At 65.1% G+C, this 16,673-nt stretch carries 11 protein-coding genes and 1 pseudogene; 6 read left to right on the top strand and 6 right to left on the bottom strand.

Annotation, left to right across the window (positions count from 1 at the left end):
* Positions 1–193: 193 nt before the first annotated feature.
* Positions 194–1,441 carry an ABC transporter substrate-binding protein gene (locus OKW40_RS20725; protein ID WP_184059612.1) on the bottom strand — a complete coding sequence of 416 codons (1,248 nt, stop codon included), beginning with the start codon at positions 1,439–1,441 and terminating at the stop codon, positions 194–196.
* A 600-nt stretch (positions 1,442–2,041) separates the two neighbouring features.
* On the opposite strand from OKW40_RS20725, the gene zwf reads away from it, so the two are divergent.
* The 4 genes and pseudogenes from zwf to OKW40_RS20705 all read left to right on the top strand — a co-directional run bounded on the left by zwf (position 2,042) and on the right by OKW40_RS20705 (position 7,388).
* A complete protein-coding gene (gene zwf, locus OKW40_RS20720) occupies positions 2,042–3,505 on the top strand; it encodes a glucose-6-phosphate dehydrogenase (RefSeq protein ID WP_184059614.1) in 1,464 nt (487 codons plus the stop codon).
* Between the two features lie 193 nt (positions 3,506–3,698).
* Positions 3,699–4,415 (top strand): 6-phosphogluconolactonase, encoded by a 717-nt coding sequence (gene pgl, locus OKW40_RS20715; protein ID WP_429491285.1) that lies wholly within the window; start codon positions 3,699–3,701, stop codon positions 4,413–4,415.
* Positions 4,393–6,310 (top strand): annotated as a pseudogene (locus OKW40_RS20710) (bifunctional transcriptional regulator/glucokinase). Before pgl ends, OKW40_RS20710 begins: the two are co-directional and overlap by 23 nt.
* Before the next feature lie 151 nt (positions 6,311–6,461).
* The gene (locus tag OKW40_RS20705; protein ID WP_429491283.1) at positions 6,462–7,388 is read left to right on the top strand and encodes a bestrophin family protein; all 927 of its coding nucleotides are present in this window, start codon (positions 6,462–6,464) and stop codon (positions 7,386–7,388) included.
* A gap of 31 nt (positions 7,389–7,419) precedes the next feature.
* Here the strand turns inward: OKW40_RS20705 and OKW40_RS20700 are convergent, their stop codons facing one another.
* The 5 genes from OKW40_RS20700 to apbC all read right to left on the bottom strand — a co-directional run bounded on the left by OKW40_RS20700 (position 7,420) and on the right by apbC (position 13,076).
* Complete coding sequence (locus OKW40_RS20700) at positions 7,420–8,166, bottom strand: lysozyme inhibitor LprI family protein (RefSeq protein ID WP_429491282.1); 747 nt, start codon at positions 8,164–8,166, stop codon at positions 7,420–7,422.
* Positions 8,167–8,168: 2 nt separating this feature from the next.
* The gene (locus OKW40_RS20695; RefSeq protein ID WP_018419715.1) at positions 8,169–10,454 is read right to left on the bottom strand and encodes an arginine/lysine/ornithine decarboxylase; all 2,286 of its coding nucleotides are present in this window, start codon (positions 10,452–10,454) and stop codon (positions 8,169–8,171) included.
* Positions 10,455–10,545: 91 nt separating this feature from the next.
* A complete protein-coding gene (dcd, locus tag OKW40_RS20690; protein ID WP_008924193.1) occupies positions 10,546–11,115 on the bottom strand; it encodes a dCTP deaminase in 570 nt (189 codons plus the stop codon).
* A gap of 205 nt (positions 11,116–11,320) precedes the next feature.
* Complete coding sequence (locus OKW40_RS20685; protein ID WP_090803451.1) at positions 11,321–11,857, bottom strand: superoxide dismutase family protein; 537 nt, start codon at positions 11,855–11,857, stop codon at positions 11,321–11,323.
* 130 nt (positions 11,858–11,987) lie between these two features.
* The gene (gene apbC / locus OKW40_RS20680) at positions 11,988–13,076 is read right to left on the bottom strand and encodes an iron-sulfur cluster carrier protein ApbC (RefSeq protein ID WP_429491280.1); all 1,089 of its coding nucleotides are present in this window, start codon (positions 13,074–13,076) and stop codon (positions 11,988–11,990) included.
* 340 nt (positions 13,077–13,416) lie between these two features.
* On the opposite strand from apbC, the gene OKW40_RS20675 reads away from it, so the two are divergent.
* Both OKW40_RS20675 and metG read left to right on the top strand, forming a co-directional pair.
* Positions 13,417–14,070: an OmpA family protein gene (locus OKW40_RS20675; RefSeq protein WP_184059624.1), complete on the top strand. Its 654-nt coding sequence runs from the start codon at positions 13,417–13,419 to the stop codon at positions 14,068–14,070.
* A 404-nt stretch (positions 14,071–14,474) separates the two neighbouring features.
* The gene (gene metG, locus OKW40_RS20670) at positions 14,475–16,607 is read left to right on the top strand and encodes a methionine--tRNA ligase (RefSeq protein ID WP_429335912.1); all 2,133 of its coding nucleotides are present in this window, start codon (positions 14,475–14,477) and stop codon (positions 16,605–16,607) included.
* Positions 16,608–16,673 lie beyond the last annotated feature (66 nt).

Below are 16,673 nucleotides of genomic sequence, written 5' to 3'. Positions count from 1 at the left end.
TACCGCCGGGATGCCCATGCGCGCATGGCGCGGAACCGCGACGGTCTGGGTGTGACTCCATGAAACCAGGGTGAGCCGGGTGGCGCCGGACTGCGCTGCGAACGAAAGCAGCGAGGTCCGATCCCCCACGGCCCGAAGGGCGCGCCCGGTGCTTCGGATGCAAGCCGCCGGGCGCAACGCTTCGTACTTACGCTTACTTGGTCTTCGCTGCCTTCGCGAGAGCCTGAACCGCGGTCTTCGAATCTTCCTGCGAGTTCATGAACTTCGTGACGACGTCGGAGATCGCGCCTGCCGCGGCATCCGGCTGAGCCATGCCGTGAGCGAGCGACGGCACATAACCGCCGGCCTTGATCGCGATCTGCTCATCCGCGTACGACTTCTTCGCGCAGTCGTCGAACTTGTCCATCGGCACGCCGAGACGCACCGGGATCGAGCCCTTGTACAGGCTGAACTGCTCCTGGAACGCCGGCGACATGATCGTCTTCGCGAGCGCGAGCTGGCCCGGCGTCGCGGCCTTCTGGCCCTTCTGCTGGAAGAACACGAACGAGTCGACGTTGAACGTGTAGGCCTTCTCCGTGCCCGGCACCACGGCGCAGACGTAGTCCGTGCCCGACTTCTTGCCGGCGTTGGTGAATTCGCCCTTCGCCCAGTCGCCCATGAACTGCATGCCGGCCTTGCCGTTGATGACCATGGCCGTCGCGAGGTTCCAGTCACGGCCCGTGCGACCCGCGTCGAAGTAGCCCTGGATCTTGCGGACCGTGTCGAACACGCCGACCATCTTGTCCGAGGTCAGCGTCTTCTCGTCGAGGTCGACGAGCGCCTTCTTGTAGAAGTCCGCGCCCTGCGACAGCACGACGTCTTCCCACAGCGTCAGGTCCTGCCAAGGCTGGCCGCCCATCGCGATCGGCTGGATGCCCGCGGCCTTCATCTTGTCGGCCACCGCGAAGAACTCAGGCCACGTGGTCGGCACCTTGCCGCCGGCCTTGTCCAGCGCAGCCTTGTTGATGTACAGCCAGTTCACGCGGTGCACCGAGAAGGGAGCGGCGACGTAGTGGCCGTCCGCGCGAATGATCTTGTCGATTTCCGGCGGCAGGTTCTTCTTCCAGTCGCCCGCGACCGAGTCGATTGGCACCAGCACGCCCTGCGAAGCCCATTCCTGGATCAGCGGACCCTTGATCTGCGCGGCGCTCGGTGCGTTGCCCGAGATCACCTGCGTCTTCAGTGCCGTCATGGCAGCCGCGCCAGCGCCGCCCGCGACCGCGAAGTCCTTCCACGTGTAGCCCTGCTTCGTCATGTCGTCCTTGAGGACGCCGACGGCCTTGGATTCGCCGCCCGAAGTCCACCAGTGCAGCACTTCGATCGACTCGGCGGCCTGCACGGCCGACACGCCACACATCAGACCCGCAGCGCACAGAGCGCCCATGATCGCGCGAAATTTCATTGCTTATCTCCTCCAGACACCTGAACAAAAAAACGAATGGCCCCTGATGTCGCCAGGGTGCTGTGGTTGGTTCAAACAGGCAAAACACTGGGCGATCGAGCACGGTCGGGCGCATGCGCGAGGGCATGTGCCGGCGGACCGATGTCCGGCCGCTGGACGCTCAAGAGGTGAGTGGTTCGGAATGCAACTGACTGTCTCCTCTTTTGATTTTTGCCTGCCCGCATCGCGCTGCAGACTCGAGGTACCTCATACGCCGACTCGACGCCAGCCTGACGTCGGCTGCGGGCAACGACCCCGCAAGCCCGTCGACTTCCCGGCTTTCCGTAAGGTCCGCCGGCACCCTGCTGGCGCGTACCGGAAGGCGTTGTCCCATTGTCCGTTAGCGTGCCGGGGACGCCCGCCGAGTCGCAAAAAGCGTGCATTCCGTCAGTACAGCGCACGCTTTTTTCATCGAATTAACGCTACCTCTTGATTTGGATTGTAGTTAAACTACAATTCAGTGTCAAAAAATATTTTATCGGACTACGGTCGCTCTTCCGGGGCGCTGCGCGTGCAGTGTCCGATCAGCGCGGCGACCCTTCAGGACATCGACGGAGACTCATGCATACCGACGCAAGCTTCACCTTCGTTCTCTTCGGCGGAACCGGCGATCTGTCGATGCGCAAGATCCTGCCCGCGCTGTTCGAGGCGCACCGCGCGGGCGGCATGCTCGCCGACAGCGGCAAGATCGTCGCGCTCGCGCGGCACGTCGAGGATCGCGGCGAGTATCTGCAGTGGGTCGACGGGCACGTCAAGCCGCATGTGTCGAAGAACGGCCTCGACGAAGCCGCGTGGACGAGCTTCCTCGCGCGCATCGAGTTCGTGAAGATCGATCTCGGCAATCCGGATGACTTCGCGCAACTGCGCGACGCGATCCAGGAGATGCCCGGCATCCGCGTGTTCTATCTGGCAACGGGTCCGTCGCTGTTCGTGCCGATCTGCCATGCGCTCGCCGCGGTGGGCCTGAACCACAATGCGCGCATCGTGCTCGAGAAGCCGCTCGGCTACGACCTGAAGTCGTCGAACGCAATCAATGATGCGGTCGGCGAAATCTTCGCGGAAGAACAGATCTACCGGATCGACCATTACCTTGGCAAGGAGCCGGTGCAGAACCTGCTCGCGCTGCGCTTCGGCAATGCGCTGTTCGAGCCGCTGTGGCGCCGCGAGTGGGTCGAAAGCATCCAGATCACGATCGCCGAGGAACTCGGCGTCGAAGCGCGCGGCGACTTCTACGACAATACCGGCGCGCTGCGCGACATGGTGCAGAACCACCTGTTGCAGTTGCTGTCGATCGTCGCGATGGAGCCGCCCCACTCGATGGATTCCGACTCGGTGCGCGACGAAAAGCTGCGCGTGCTGCGCGCGCTCAAACCGGTCGAGCCGCAGGAAATCGGCAAGGTCGCGGTGCGCGGCCAGTATCATTCGGGCGTGATCCGTGGCAACACGGTCCCGGCCTACGCGACCGAGCATGGCGTGAAGCCCGATAGCTCGACCGAGACCTTCGTCGCGCTGAAGGTCGAGATCGAGAACTGGCGCTGGGCCGGCGTGCCGTTTTTCCTGCGCACGGGCAAGCGGCTCGCCGATCGCGTCGCCGAGATCGTCGTGAATTTCCGTGCGGTGCCGCATTCGGCACTTGGCGCATCGGCGCTGCGCGCGGGCGCGAACCGCCTCGTGATCCGTCTGCAGCCGAACGAGACGATTCGTCTGTACTGTCTCGCGAAGCAGCCCGGCGAGGGTATGAACCTCGCGAGCGTATACCTCGATCTCGCGTTCGACCGGTTCTTCCGCGAAGGCCAGATGGAGGCCTATCAGCGGCTGCTGCTCGACGTGATCCACGGGCGCCTCGCGCTGTTCGTGCGGCGCGACGAACAGGAAGCCGCATGGCGCTGGGTCGAGCCGATCCTGAACGAGTGGAAGGCCTCGACCAAGCCGCCCAAGCCGTACGCGGCGGGCACGTGGGGACCGGCCGCGGCGAGCGCGATGCTCGCCCAGCACGGCACCTGCTGGCTCGAGGAAGAGAATTGAGTTTGATGAATTGATGGACGGCGCCGCGCGCGATGAACACCTCGGCGCGCGGCGCCGGCAACACCACCGACGAACTGAACGGAGTCGCGCCGGTATCGCGTCATGCGTTTGCAGGCCACCCGCCTTGCAGGCATCGTGCGAGAGCAGTCAGGCTGATTCCGCAGACCTAACAAGAAAGCAGCACGGAGGAGAAGTGATCGAGCTTCACGCTTTCGACGACCAGCGCGCCCAATCCGACGCGCTGGCGAAAGCGGTGGGCGACGCGTTACATGCGTCGCTTGCCGCACACGCGGCCGGCACCGGCACGTCAACCCCGCTCGCGCGCCCGGCCATGCTGGCCGTGTCCGGCGGCAGCAGCCCGCGTCCGTTCCTGCAAACGTTGTCGACGCAGACGTTCGAGTGGCCCCGCATCGCGATCACGCTGGTCGACGACCGCTGGGTGCCGGAGACCGATAGCGCGAGCAACGCGCAGCTCGCGCGCGCCACGTTGCTGCAGAACGCGGCGCAACACGCGACCTTCTGGCCGCTCGTCGACACCACCCAGGATCTGCATTCGCACGTCGCCGCGCTGAACGCGGACGCGCGCTTTGCCATGGCGCCCGACGTCGCGGTGCTGGGCATGGGCGAAGACGGCCACACCGCGTCGATCTTCGCCGACGCGCCCGAATGGGATCACGCGATCAACACGACCGAGCGTTTCGTCGCCGTGCATCCGGGCGCGGCGCCGCACGCGCGCGTGAGCTGGTCGCTGTCCGCGCTGAAGGACGTGAAGCATCTGTTTCTGCTGATCGCAGGGCCGCGCAAGATGGACGTGCTCAACGCCGCGTCCGCCGCGCTACAAAAAAATGCCATCTCGCAGCTGGCAAACGACAAGGGAGTGAGACTCGATGTCTACTGGTGTGCAAACTAAAGCTGTGCCGGGCGCGGTCCAGCACGCCGATGGACCGAGGCTCCTTGCCGACATCGGCGGGTACCAATGCGCGTTTCGCGCTCGAGACGGGCCCCGGCGAAATCGGCTCGGTGCAGATCTATCCTTGCGCCGACTACCCGAGTGTCGCCGACGTCATCAAGAAGTATCTGAAGGACACGAAGATCGGCCGCGTCAATCACGCGGCGATCGCGATTGCGAACCCGGTCGACGGCGACCAGGTCAGCATGACCAATCACGACTGGACCTTTTCGATCGAAGCGACGCGCCGCGCGCTCGGCTTCGACACGCTGCTCGTCGTCAACGACTTCACCGCGCTCGCGATGGCGCTGCCCGGCCTCACCGATGCTCAGCGCGTGCAGGTGGGCGGTGGCCAGCGCCGGCCGAACAGCGTGATCGGCCTGCTCGGCCCCGGCACCGGCATGGGCGTGTCGGGCCTGATTCCCGCCGACGACCGCTGGATCGCGCTCGGCAGCGAAGGCGGCCACGCCACCTTCGCGCCCGCCGACGAGCGTGAAGATATCGTGCTGCAGTACGCGCGCAAGAAGTGGTCGCACGTGTCGTTCGAACGCGTGGCCGCGGGGCCCGGCATCGAGGTGATCTATCGCGCGCTCGCGGGCCGCGACAAGAAGCGCGTGCCGGCCAGCGTCAATACCGCCGATGTGGTCAAGCGCGCGCTCGAAGGCGAGCCGCTCGCGGCCGAATCGGTCGACGTGTTCTGCGGCATTCTCGGCACCTTCGCCGGCAATATCGCGGTGACGCTCGGCGCGCTCGGCGGCATCTATATCGGCGGCGGCGTCGTGCCACGCCTCGGCGAGTTCTTCGCGCGTTCATCGTTCCGCCAGCGCTTCGAGGCGAAGGGCCGCTTCGAGGCGTATCTGCAGAGCGTGCCGACCTATGTGATTACCGCCGAATACCCGGCGTTCCTCGGCGTATCGGCGATTCTGGCGGAGCAGCTGTCGAACCGCGCGGGCGGCAGCTCGTCGGCGGTGTTCGAGCGGATTCGCCAGATGCGCGACGCGCTGACGCCGGCCGAGCGCCGCGTCGCCGAACTCGCGCTGAACCACCCGCGTTCGATCATCAACGATCCGATCGTCGACATCGCGCGCAAGGCCGACGTCAGTCAGCCGACCGTGATCCGCTTCTGCCGCTCGCTCGGCTGCCAGGGGCTGTCGGACTTCAAGCTCAAGCTCGCGACCGGTTTGACCGGCACGATTCCGGTCAGCCACAGCCAGGTGCATCTCGGCGACACCGCGACCGACTTCGGCGCGAAGGTGCTCGACAACACCGTGTCCGCGATTCTGCAATTGCGCGAGCATCTGAACTTCGAGCACGTGGAACGCGCCATCGACCTGCTGAACGGCGCGCGGCGCATCGAGTTCTACGGACTCGGCAATTCGAACATCGTCGCGCAGGACGCGCACTACAAGTTCTTCCGCTTCGGCATTCCGACCATCGCGTACGGTGACCTGTACATGCAGGCGGCCTCGGCCGCGCTGCTCGGCAAGGGCGACGTGATCGTCGCGGTGTCGAAGTCGGGGCGCGCGCCCGAGCTGCTGCGCGTGCTCGACGTCGCGATGCAGGCCGGCGCGCAGGTGATCGCGATCACGTCGAGCAACACCCCGCTCGCGAAGCGTGCGACGGTCGCGCTGGAAACCGATCACATCGAGATTCGCGAGTCGCAACTGTCGATGATCTCGCGCATCCTGCACCTCGTGATGATCGACATTCTCGCGGTCGGTGTGGCGATTCGGCGCGCGGTGCCGAGCGACGACGTCGCCGAGACGGTCGAGAAAGCGCGCGAAGGCGCCGACGACGACGCGACGGCCGTGCTCGACTGGCTCAGTCACGGCGCTGCTTCGTCGGCGCGCGACTGAGCCTCCGTTCTCGGCTGTCCCGATCCGCTTGCGGTGAACGAACCCGCGGCGTGTGCATCGTCTTCGATGCGCCCGCCGCGGGTTTTCCTGTTTGGGGACGCGAAAAGCGACCGATAATAGGCGCTCTATCTCCTGGCCGAACCGCTTTGCCATGATCATCCGCCCGCATCTCCACTGGTTTCACATGCTGCTCGCGTGGCGCGGCTCGGTGCTGCCGCAGTTGCTGCCGCGGCTCCTGCTGATCTTCTTCATCTCGATCATTGCGCTCGCCGCACACGATCATCTGCTGCCCGTCAGCCTGAACCTGAACTCGATCGCGCCGTTCTCGCTGGTCGGCATTGCGCTCGCGGTGTTTCTCGGCTTTCGCAACAACGCGAGCTACGACCGCTGGTGGGAGGCGCGCAAGCTGTGGGGGCAGTTGCTCAATGAGTCGCGCTCGCTGACGCGCGAGGCGCTGACGCTGCCGTCGCGCGAGTTGCCCAAAGAAGAAGCCGCCGCGTTTCTGGCGATGCTGAGCGCGCTCCCGCATGCGCTGCGTCATCAGTTGCGCAAGACCGAACCGCGCGACGACCTTGCCGCGCGGCTGCCCCGCGCACTGTTTGAACGTGTGATTGGATCGCGCTACAAGCCAGCCGCGCTGTTGCTGTGCCTCGGCGAATGGGTGCAGCGCGCGGCACGCGCGGGGGCGCTCGATCCGATGGCGGTGCTCGCGTTCGATCGCAATCTGAGCGGGCTGTCGGATGTGATCGGCGGGTGCGAGCGCATCGCGTCGACGCCACTGCCGTTCGCGTATTCGGTGATGATCCACCGCACCGTGTACTTCTTCTGCGCGTCGCTGCCATTCGGACTCATCAATAGCATCGGCATTTTCACGCCGGTGTTCGCGGTGTTCGTCGCGTACACGTTCATGGCGCACGAAGCGATCGCGTCGCAGCTCGAAGAACCGTTTGGCACCGACGACAATGACCTCGCGCTCAACACGATGTCCGCGATGATCGAGGATGCGATGCGCGATATGCTCGGCGAGCCGGCGCTCGCGCCGCCGCAGCCGCGCGAAGACCGTTATCAATGGGATTGAATGCGCGGTGGGCCGCGCCGGTCGGCGACCGTCAGTGGTTGCCGGCCGTTTCGGAGAGCCGTTTGATCGTCGCGACGCGCGCGCCGATGATGTCGATACGCCCGTGCTCGTCGACGAGCCGCGTCGACGCCGTCAGATACGCGCTCCACGCGCGTTGCGCGTGCACGAGCGTCGGCCGCGATTGCGCCGGCATCTTCGATTCGAGCACACGATAGTAGCGCTTCAGATCGAACATCGCGTGTTCGCAACGCGCGTCGGCGTTGCAGGCGCGCGGCCGGCGCGGCGCCGGACCGTTCGAATCGGCGAGCGCGCTGCGCAGCGCGAGCGCGCGGTCGCGCACCGGCTGCAGCTGCATGTCGGCTTCGGAAAGCACGTACATCGAACCCTGGGTCGTGGCAAAGACCGCGGCAAGCAACTGCTTCTCGGCATCGCGCGACGCGAGCCAGCTCGACTGGCTCCTTTCCCACAGCCTGCGCCGCGCGGGTGGCAGCTTCGCGAGCAACTGCTGGTACGCGTTGTCGACCGCGACCTTCCAGCCGATGCGCGCAGCGTCCATGCACTGCACCTGCCCCATCGTCGTCGACATGTCGGCGCGCGCGAGACACGCGCGCATCGACGCGTCGATCGGATCGGCGGCGGCCACCTCGGCATGCGCCGGCGGACTCGCGATGCCGCCGAACACCACCGTGCCGGCCGCCAGCGCGAAGGCCAGCACGCCGGCCCCGCGCCGCCAGCGGCCGATCGCTGCCAGGCCCGGCAGAAACGTCACCCACCCCATCGTCAGATGCGCACGCAATCGACGAAGTATTCGATGCGCCCGTTGACCATTTCGCCGACGAGCCCGTGGATATCCGTATGGAAGCCCGGGAAGCGCTCGTTGAACTCGCGCGCGAAACGCAGATAGTTGACGATGGTCCTGTTGAAACGCTCGCCCGGAATCAGCAGCGGAATGCCCGGCGGATACGGCGTCAACAGGATCGACGTAACACGGCCTTCGAGCTCGTCGATCGGTACCCGATCGATCTCGCGGTGCGCGAGCTTCGCGAACGCGTCGGAGGGCTTCATCGCCGGCTCCATGCTCGACAGGTACATCTCGGTCGTCAGACGCGCGATGTCGTTCGCGCGATACACGCTGTGGATCTGCTGGCACAGGTCGCGCAGGCCGACACGCTCGTACATCGGATGATGCTGCACGAACTCGGGCAGCACACGCCACAGCGGCTGGTTGTTGTCGTAGTCGTCCTTGAACTGCTGCAGCTCGGTCACCATCGAGTTCCAGCGGCCCTTCGTGATGCCGATCGTAAACATGATGAAGAACGAGTACAGGCCCGTCTTCTCGACGATGATGCCGTGCTCGGCCAGGTACTTCGTGACGATCGCGGCCGGAATACCGGTTTCGCCAAAGCCGCCGTCCATGTCGAGACCCGGCGTGACGATCGTCGCCTTGATCGGGTCGAGCATGTTGAAGCCTTCGGCGAGAGGGCCAAAGCCGTGCCACGCGTCGTTGGGGCGCAGCATCCAGTCGTCGCGCGAGCCGATGCCTTCCTCGGCGAACTGGTCCGGGCCCCACACCTTGAAGAACCAGTCGTCGCCGTATTCGGTGTCGACCTTGGTCATCGCGCGGCGGAAGTCGAGCGCTTCAGCGATCGACTCCTCGACGAGCGCGGTGCCGCCCGGCGCTTCCATCATCGCCGCGGCCACGTCGCACGACGCGATGATCGCGTACTGCGGGCTCGTCGACGTATGCATCAGATACGCCTCGTTGAAGCGATGCTTGTCGAAGCGGCTGTTCTTCGAATCCTGCACGACGATCTGCGACGCCTGCGAGATGCCGGCGAGCAGCTTGTGCGTGGAGTGCGTCGCGTACACCATCGCGCCGATGCGCGGACGGCCCGCGCCGATGGCGTGCATGTCCTGATAGAACTCGTGGAATTCGGCGTGCGGCAGCCACGCTTCGTCGAAGTGCAGCGTGTCGAGCCATTCGCCCAACATCTCCTTGATCATCTCGACGTTGTAGATCACGCCGTCGTAGGTGCTTTGCGTGATCGTCAAAATGCGCGGCTTGAGGTTCGGGTTCTTCGCGAGCGCTTCGCGCGCGAACGGGTTCGCCTCGATCTTCTTGCGGATGTTCTCCGGTTCGAACTCGCTGCGCGGAATCGGGCCGATGATGCCGAAGTTGTTGCGGGTCGGCGTCAGGAACACGGGAATCGCGCCGGTCATCGTGATCGCGTGCAGGATCGACTTGTGGCAGTTGCGGTCGACCAGCACGATGTCGCCCGGCGCCACCGTGCCGTGCCAGACGATCTTGTTCGAGGTGGAGGTGCCGTTGGTCACGAAGAACACGTGGTCGGCGCTGAAGATGCGCGCGGCGTTGCGCTCCGAGGCCGCGACCGGACCGGTATGGTCGAGCAGCTGGCCCAGTTCGTCGACCGCGTTGCAGACGTCGGCGCGCAGCATGTTCTCGCCGAAGAACTGGTGGAACATCTGGCCGAGCGGGCTCTTCAGGAACGCGACGCCGCCCGAGTGCCCCGGGCAGTGCCACGAGTACGAACCTTCTTCCGCGTACTGCACCAGTTCCTTGAAGAACGGCGGCGCCAGCGAGTCGAGATACACCTTCGCCTCACGGATGATATGGCGCGCGACGAACTCCGGCGTGTCCTCGAACATATGGATGAAGCCGTGCAGCTCGCGCAGGATGTCGTTCGGCAGATGGCGCGAAGTGCGCGTTTCGCCGTACAGGAAGATCGGAATATCGGCGTTGCGGCGGCGCACTTCGGTCACGAACGCGCGCAGCGCGACGATCGCGGCGGCAAGCTCGGGCGTCTCGCCTTCGACGACCACGTTATCGACGTACGGCAGCAGCTCGTCGTCGTCGATCGACAGGATGAAGCACGACGCGCGGCTCGACTGCTGCGCGAACGAGGTCAGATCGCCGTAGCTCGTCAACCCGAGCACTTCCGCGCCTTCTTTCTCGATGGCTTCGGCCAAAGCCCGGATGCCGGAACCCGAGATGTTCTCGGAGCGGAAATCTTCGTCGATGATGACGACGGGGAAACGGAACTTCATGGGCGATTCTCCAAAAAGAAAAACGACCGCTGCGTTACGTAAAAAGCGCAGCGGTCACCCGAATAACTGGTGGGTCAAGACGCTGCCGACGTCACGTTTTCGGCAACGTGACGCCGTGCTGACCTTGATACTTGCCGCCGCGATCCGCGTACGACGTTTCACAAATCTCGTCGCTTTCGAAAAACAGCACCTGGGCGACGCCTTCGTTCGCGTAAATTTTCGCAGGCAAAGGTGTCGTATTCGAGAATTCGAGCGTGACGTGGCCTTCCCATTCCGGCTCGAACGGCGTCACGTTGACGATGATCCCGCAGCGCGCGTAGGTCGATTTGCCGAGGCACACGGTCAGCACGCTGCGCGGAATACGGAAATACTCGACCGTGCGCGCGAGCGCGAACGAGTTCGGCGGGATGATGCAGACGTCGCCCTTGAAATCGACAAACGACTTCTCGTCGAAGTTCTTCGGATCGACGATCGTCGAGTTGATGTTGGTGAAGATCTTGAATTCGTCGGCGCAGCGGATGTCGTAGCCGTAGCTCGAGGTGCCGTAGCTGACAATCTTCCGGCCGTCTTCGGAGACGCGAACCTGATCGGGCGCAAACGGCTCGATCATCTTGTGCGACTCGGCCATGCGCCGGATCCACTTGTCAGATTTGATGGTCATAGGTGAGAGCTGCTCGACGTGAATATCAGGTGTGACGAAAGATAGATGAAAACGGCCGGCGGCGGCGCCCAGCCGGCAAAGGCCGCTTATTTTACGCGATCACGGAGACGCTGCCGCAGATGGCGCGAGGCGCGCCCGATGAAGGGGGTCCGCCGACTGGCACGACGCCGTTGCGGGACGGGCGCGGCGAAAGCGCGCTCGCGCTTCACTGCTGGCGAATCACGCCGCAGGCGATCGCCGCGCCCGCGCCATGCTGAGGGTAAGCGTAGGGATCGGTCGCATCGCGGTGGAGCAGTACCGCGCGCTGCAGCACCGAGCGGATACCGTCGAGCGACACGTCCGGCGCGACGATGAAGCCGGTGGCCACGCCGTTCGCGTCCGCATGGATGTTGCCGAGATCGCCCTCGACGCGCGCGCCGGCCTTGAGCCGTTCGGCCGCCGGCGAAAACACCGGACCGGCGCTGGAGCCGTCGGCGGCGTTGCAGTCGCCGCGCTCGTGCACCTGCAGCGCGTGGTCGCTATTGGGCGGCAAGCCCGTGAGATTGTAGGTGACCTGGACGCCGTCCGAGCGCTCGATAAAGGTCACGAGACCGTGCGCCTGATTGCCCACGGTGGGCAGCAGTTGCGCGTCGGCGCGCTTTTCCTGTGGTCTCAGGAATACGCCACAGCCGCTCAACAGCACACAGCCGGCAGTCAGGACGATGAACGCATGTACCGCGTGCCCGTCGATTCGTTTTCCCATGCGATCCTCTTGTCGGCCTGGCGGCGGCCCCTGCGGCCGCCGAGCCGAACTCGTGAAGTCGACATGATACCGCGAGAGTTCGTGAAAATAGGGATCGAGATCACCCCTAATCCCTCGCCCGAACGGCCGCTCAGGTGTTCTGCACGACGATGTTCGGAAACTTCGAGCTCATGTCGCGCGCGCGTTCGGCGATATGCACCGCGACCTTGCGCGCGATCGAGCGATAGAGTTCCGCAATGCGCCCGTTCGGGTCCGCGACGACCGTGGGACGGCCCGAGTCGGCCTGCTCGCGGATCGTGATGTCGAGCGGCAGGCTGCCGAGCACGTCGACGCCATACTCCTTGCCCATGCGCTCGCCGCCGCCGGCGCCGAAGATGTGCTCCTCGTGCCCGCAATTCGAACAGATGTGCAGGCCCATGTTCTCGACGATGCCGAGAATCGGGATGCCGACCTTCTCGAACATCTTGAGGCCCTTCTTCGCGTCGAGCAGCGCAATGTCCTGCGGCGTCGTGACGATCACGGCGCCCGTAACCGGCACGCGCTGCGCGAGCGTCAGCTGGATGTCGCCGGTGCCCGGCGGCATGTCGACGATCAGATAGTCGAGTTCGTGCCAGTTGGTCTGGCGCAGCAGCTGTTCGAGCGCCGAGGTCGCCATCGGGCCGCGCCACACCATCGGGTTGTCCGCCTCGATCAGGAAACCTATCGAGCTGGCCTGCACGCCGTGGCCGGTCATCGGGTTCATCGATTTGTCGTCGGGCGATTCGGGACGACCCTCGATGCCGAGCATGGTGGGCAGCGACGGGCCGTAGATGTCGGCGTCGAGAATGCCGACCGCCGCGCCCTCGCTCGCGAGCGCGAGCGCGAGATTCACGGCGGTCGTGCTCTTGCCGACGCCGCCCTTGCCCGAGGCAACCGCGACGATGTTCTTCACGCCGGGCAGCAGTTTCACGCCGCGCTGCACGGTGTGTGCGGCAATCTGTTGCGAAACCTCGACGCGCACGTTCGCGACGCCGGGCACCGCGCGCAACGCGTCGGCGAAGCGCTGGCGGATCGCCTCGAACTGGCTTTTCGCCGGGTAGCCGAGCATCACCTGAAGGCTGACCGCGTCGCCCTCCACAACCACGTTGCGGATGCTCTTCGCGGCCGCGTACGGCGCGCCCGTGTTGGGGTCAGTGACGGCCGCGACGGCGGCGTCGACCAAAGCCCGATCGATACTCATTGAAACTCCGTGGGGAAGAGGTGCGGCGCGGCGAGATGGACCGATCGGGCCACGCGGCGGAATTTGCAAGAAATTGTTATGCGGCATTGCGAAAATCGAACGTGCCGGGCACCCTTCGGGGCACGCGGGACGCCGTAGGGTCGCATCACCGTGTGTTTCAGGCACTATTGTAGTGTCTGACGGCACACGGTGCCCTAAGACCCTTCTTCGCTGTAGGACCGCGCGAAGCAAGGCGCAGGAATCGTTCCCGAACTTTCTGGGTGGTCGGTGCATTGCCGTAATGTTCGCTGCATAGACTGACCGCTACCGCTAGCTCATTCGCACTCGAAAGGAAACCAAAATGAATGCAAGAATCATGACTCGCGTGGCCGTATTCGCCGTGGCCGGCTCGCTGGTGGCAGGCTGCGCAACCCAACAGGGCACCAATACAGCAGTCGGCACCGGCGTGGGCGCTGGTGCCGGCGCGGCGATCGGCGCGATCTTCGGCGGCGGCAAGGGCGCGGCGATCGGCGCGGCCACGGGCGCCGCGGTGGGCGGCGTCACCGGCTACAACTGGGACAACATCCGCAACCGCATGTCGGGCGCGACCAAGGGCACCGGCACGCAGATCACCGAGCAACCTGACGGCTCGCTCAAGCTGAACATCCCGAGTTCGGTCACGTTCGACACCAGCAGCTACGCGATCAAGCCGTCGTTCGCACCGGTGCTCGACCAGCTCGCACAGACGCTGCAGCAGAATCCGGAAGTCGTCGCGTCGGTCGTCGGCCATACGGACAGCACCGGCTCGCTGCAATACAACGAGACGCTGTCGGTCAATCGCGCGCAGAGCGTGACCGGCTATCTGGCGCAACGCGGCATCGCGCCGCAGCGCCTGTCGGCCACCGGCATGGGCCCGAACCAGCCGATCGCCGACAACAACACCGAAGCCGGCCGTGCGGCCAACCGTCGCGTCGAGATCTATCTGCGCGCCACGGCCCAGCACGCGACCCAATAAGGGCAAGTCTCAAGGAGAAGGCGCCGCCGGGCCGGCCGGGCTTCGGCCGCACGCGCCCGGCTTGCGGGCCGGACGAGCCGCCGGACCGGTTTGTCGACGGATCGAAAAAATTTCGAACTCTGCGGAAAATCCGCGGTCTGTCTTTACGGTACGTGTCTGGCGAAGCCATCACGTCACCATTCTCCTCTTGTCGTTGTTGCTCCGGGGTTTACCGACCCCGGTTTTTTTTGCCCGCGCGGTTTTGCACCCCGCTTCGCCAGGCATCGTTCCTGGCGGTCCCCCACCGCAGCGCCCACCCCCATCCCCCTCTGTTCCGCGCGTCCAGCCCGCCGCGCCCGGTCCGCGTGCGGCGTGCGCCCTGCTAAAATCACCGTTTCGTCCCACCGCAGGCACCCCCGATCCTTATGTCAGCACCCGCCACCGACCTCCCAGCAGGCGCGCCGCCCGGCCGCCGTCAGATTCTCGTCACGTCGGCCCTTCCTTATGCGAACGGGCAGATTCATATCGGCCATCTGGTCGAATATATCCAGACGGACATCTGGGTCCGGGCGCTGCGAATGCACGGCCACGAGGTCTACTACGTCGGCGCAGACGACACGCACGGCACGCCGGTGATGCTGCGCGCGGAACAGGAAGGTCTGACGCCGAAACAGCTGATCGATCGCGTCTGGCTGGAACACAAGCGCGACTTCGACAGCTTCGGCATTTCGTTCGACAACTACTACTCGACGGACTCCGACGAAAACCGCGTGCTCAGCGAAAACGTCTACCTCGCGCTGAAGGAAGCGGGGCTGATCGACGCGCGCGAGATCGAACAGGCGTACGACCCGGTCAAGGAAATGTTCCTGCCGGACCGCTTCATCAAGGGCGAGTGCCCCAAATGCGGCGCCAAAGACCAATACGGCGACAGCTGCGAGGTCTGCGGCTCGACCTACCAGCCCACCGAGCTCGTCAATCCGTACTCGGTCGTCTCGGGCGCGACGCCGATTCGCAAGACCTCGACGCACTACTTCTTCCGCCTGTCCGATCCGCGCTGCGAGAACTTCCTGCGCGCCTGGGTCGGCGGCCTCGCGCAGCCGGAAGCGACCAACAAGATGCGCGAATGGCTCGGCGACGCCGGCGAAGCCAAGCTCGCCGACTGGGACATCTCGCGCGACGCGCCGTACTTCGGCTTCGAGATTCCGGGCGCGCCCGGTAAGTATTTCTACGTGTGGCTCGACGCGCCGGTCGGCTACTACGCGAGCTTCAGGAACCTCGCCGAAAAACGCGGCCTCGACTTCGACGCGTGGGTCCGCAAGGGCTCGACGGCCGAGCAGTACCACTTCATCGGCAAGGACATCCTGTATTTCCACACGCTGTTCTGGCCCGCGATGCTCGAGTTCTCGGGCCATCGCACGCCGACCAACGTGTTCGCGCACGGCTTTTTGACGGTCGACGGCGCGAAGATGTCGAAGTCGCGCGGCACCTTCATCACCGCGCAAAGCGTGATCGACACCGGCCTGAATCCGGAATGGCTGCGCTACTACTTCGCGGCCAAGCTGAACAGCACGATGGAAGACCTCGACCTGAATCTCGACGACTTCCAGGCGCGCGTGAACAGCGATCTGGTCGGCAAATACGTGAACATCGCGAGCCGCGCGGCCGGCTTCCTGATCAAGCGCTTCGACGGCCGCGTGCAGGACAGCGCGATGCATCATCCGCTGCTCGGCACGCTGCGCGCGGCGCTGCCGCAGATCGCCGCGCACTACGAGGCGCGCGAGTACAGCCGCGCGCTGCGTCAGACCATGGAGCTCGCCGACTCGGTCAACGCCTACGTCGATACCGCCAAGCCTTGGGATCAGGCGAAAGACCCAGCCAATGCGGTCGCGCTGCACGAGACCTGCAGCGTCAGCATCGAGGCGTTCCGTCTGCTGTCGCTGGCCCTGAAGCCGGTGCTGCCGAAGCTCGCCGAAGCGGTCGAGGCTTTCCTCGGCATCGAGCCGCTCGTGTGGGCCGACGCCACCGTGCCGCTCAGCTCGGCGCGCCCGATCAACGCGTACAAGCATCTGATGACGCGCGTCGATCCGAAGCAGATCGAGGCGCTGCTCGCGGCCAATCGCGACTCGCTGCAGGCCACGCCGGAAGCGGCGCCGGCCGACGCGAAGGCCAAGGCGAAGGCCCACGCCAAGGCCGTCGCCGCGAAGGAAGAAGAGGCCGGCATCATCACGATCGACGACTTCGCGAAGGTCGATCTGCGCATCGCGAAGATCGTCGACTGCAAGGCGGTGGAAGGCTCGGACAAGCTGCTGCAACTGACGCTCGACGTCGGCGAAGAGAAGACCCGCAACGTGTTCTCGGGCATCAAGTCCGCGTATCAGCCGGAGCAGCTGATCGGCAAGCTGACCGTGATGGTCGCGAACCTGGCGCCGCGCAAGATGAAGTTCGGCATGTCCGAGGGCATGGTGCTGGCGGCATCGGCGGCGGACGAGAAGGCCGAACCGGGCCTCTACGTGCTCGAGCCGCATAGCGGCGCGAAGCCCGGCATGCGCGTGAAGTAACGCGCGGCGCCTTCGGGCGCCTCGCCCCACCTCGCCGCAGGCAGGTATGACGAAAACGGCACGCTT

The sequence above is a fragment of the Paraburkholderia sp. RAU6.4a genome (assembly GCF_050435625.1).
GTDB classification, from domain to species: Bacteria; Pseudomonadota; Gammaproteobacteria; order Burkholderiales; family Burkholderiaceae; genus Paraburkholderia; species Paraburkholderia tuberum.
Note: the sequence above shows the minus strand (reverse complement) of the source record. Positions and strands in the feature narration are given on the sequence as shown.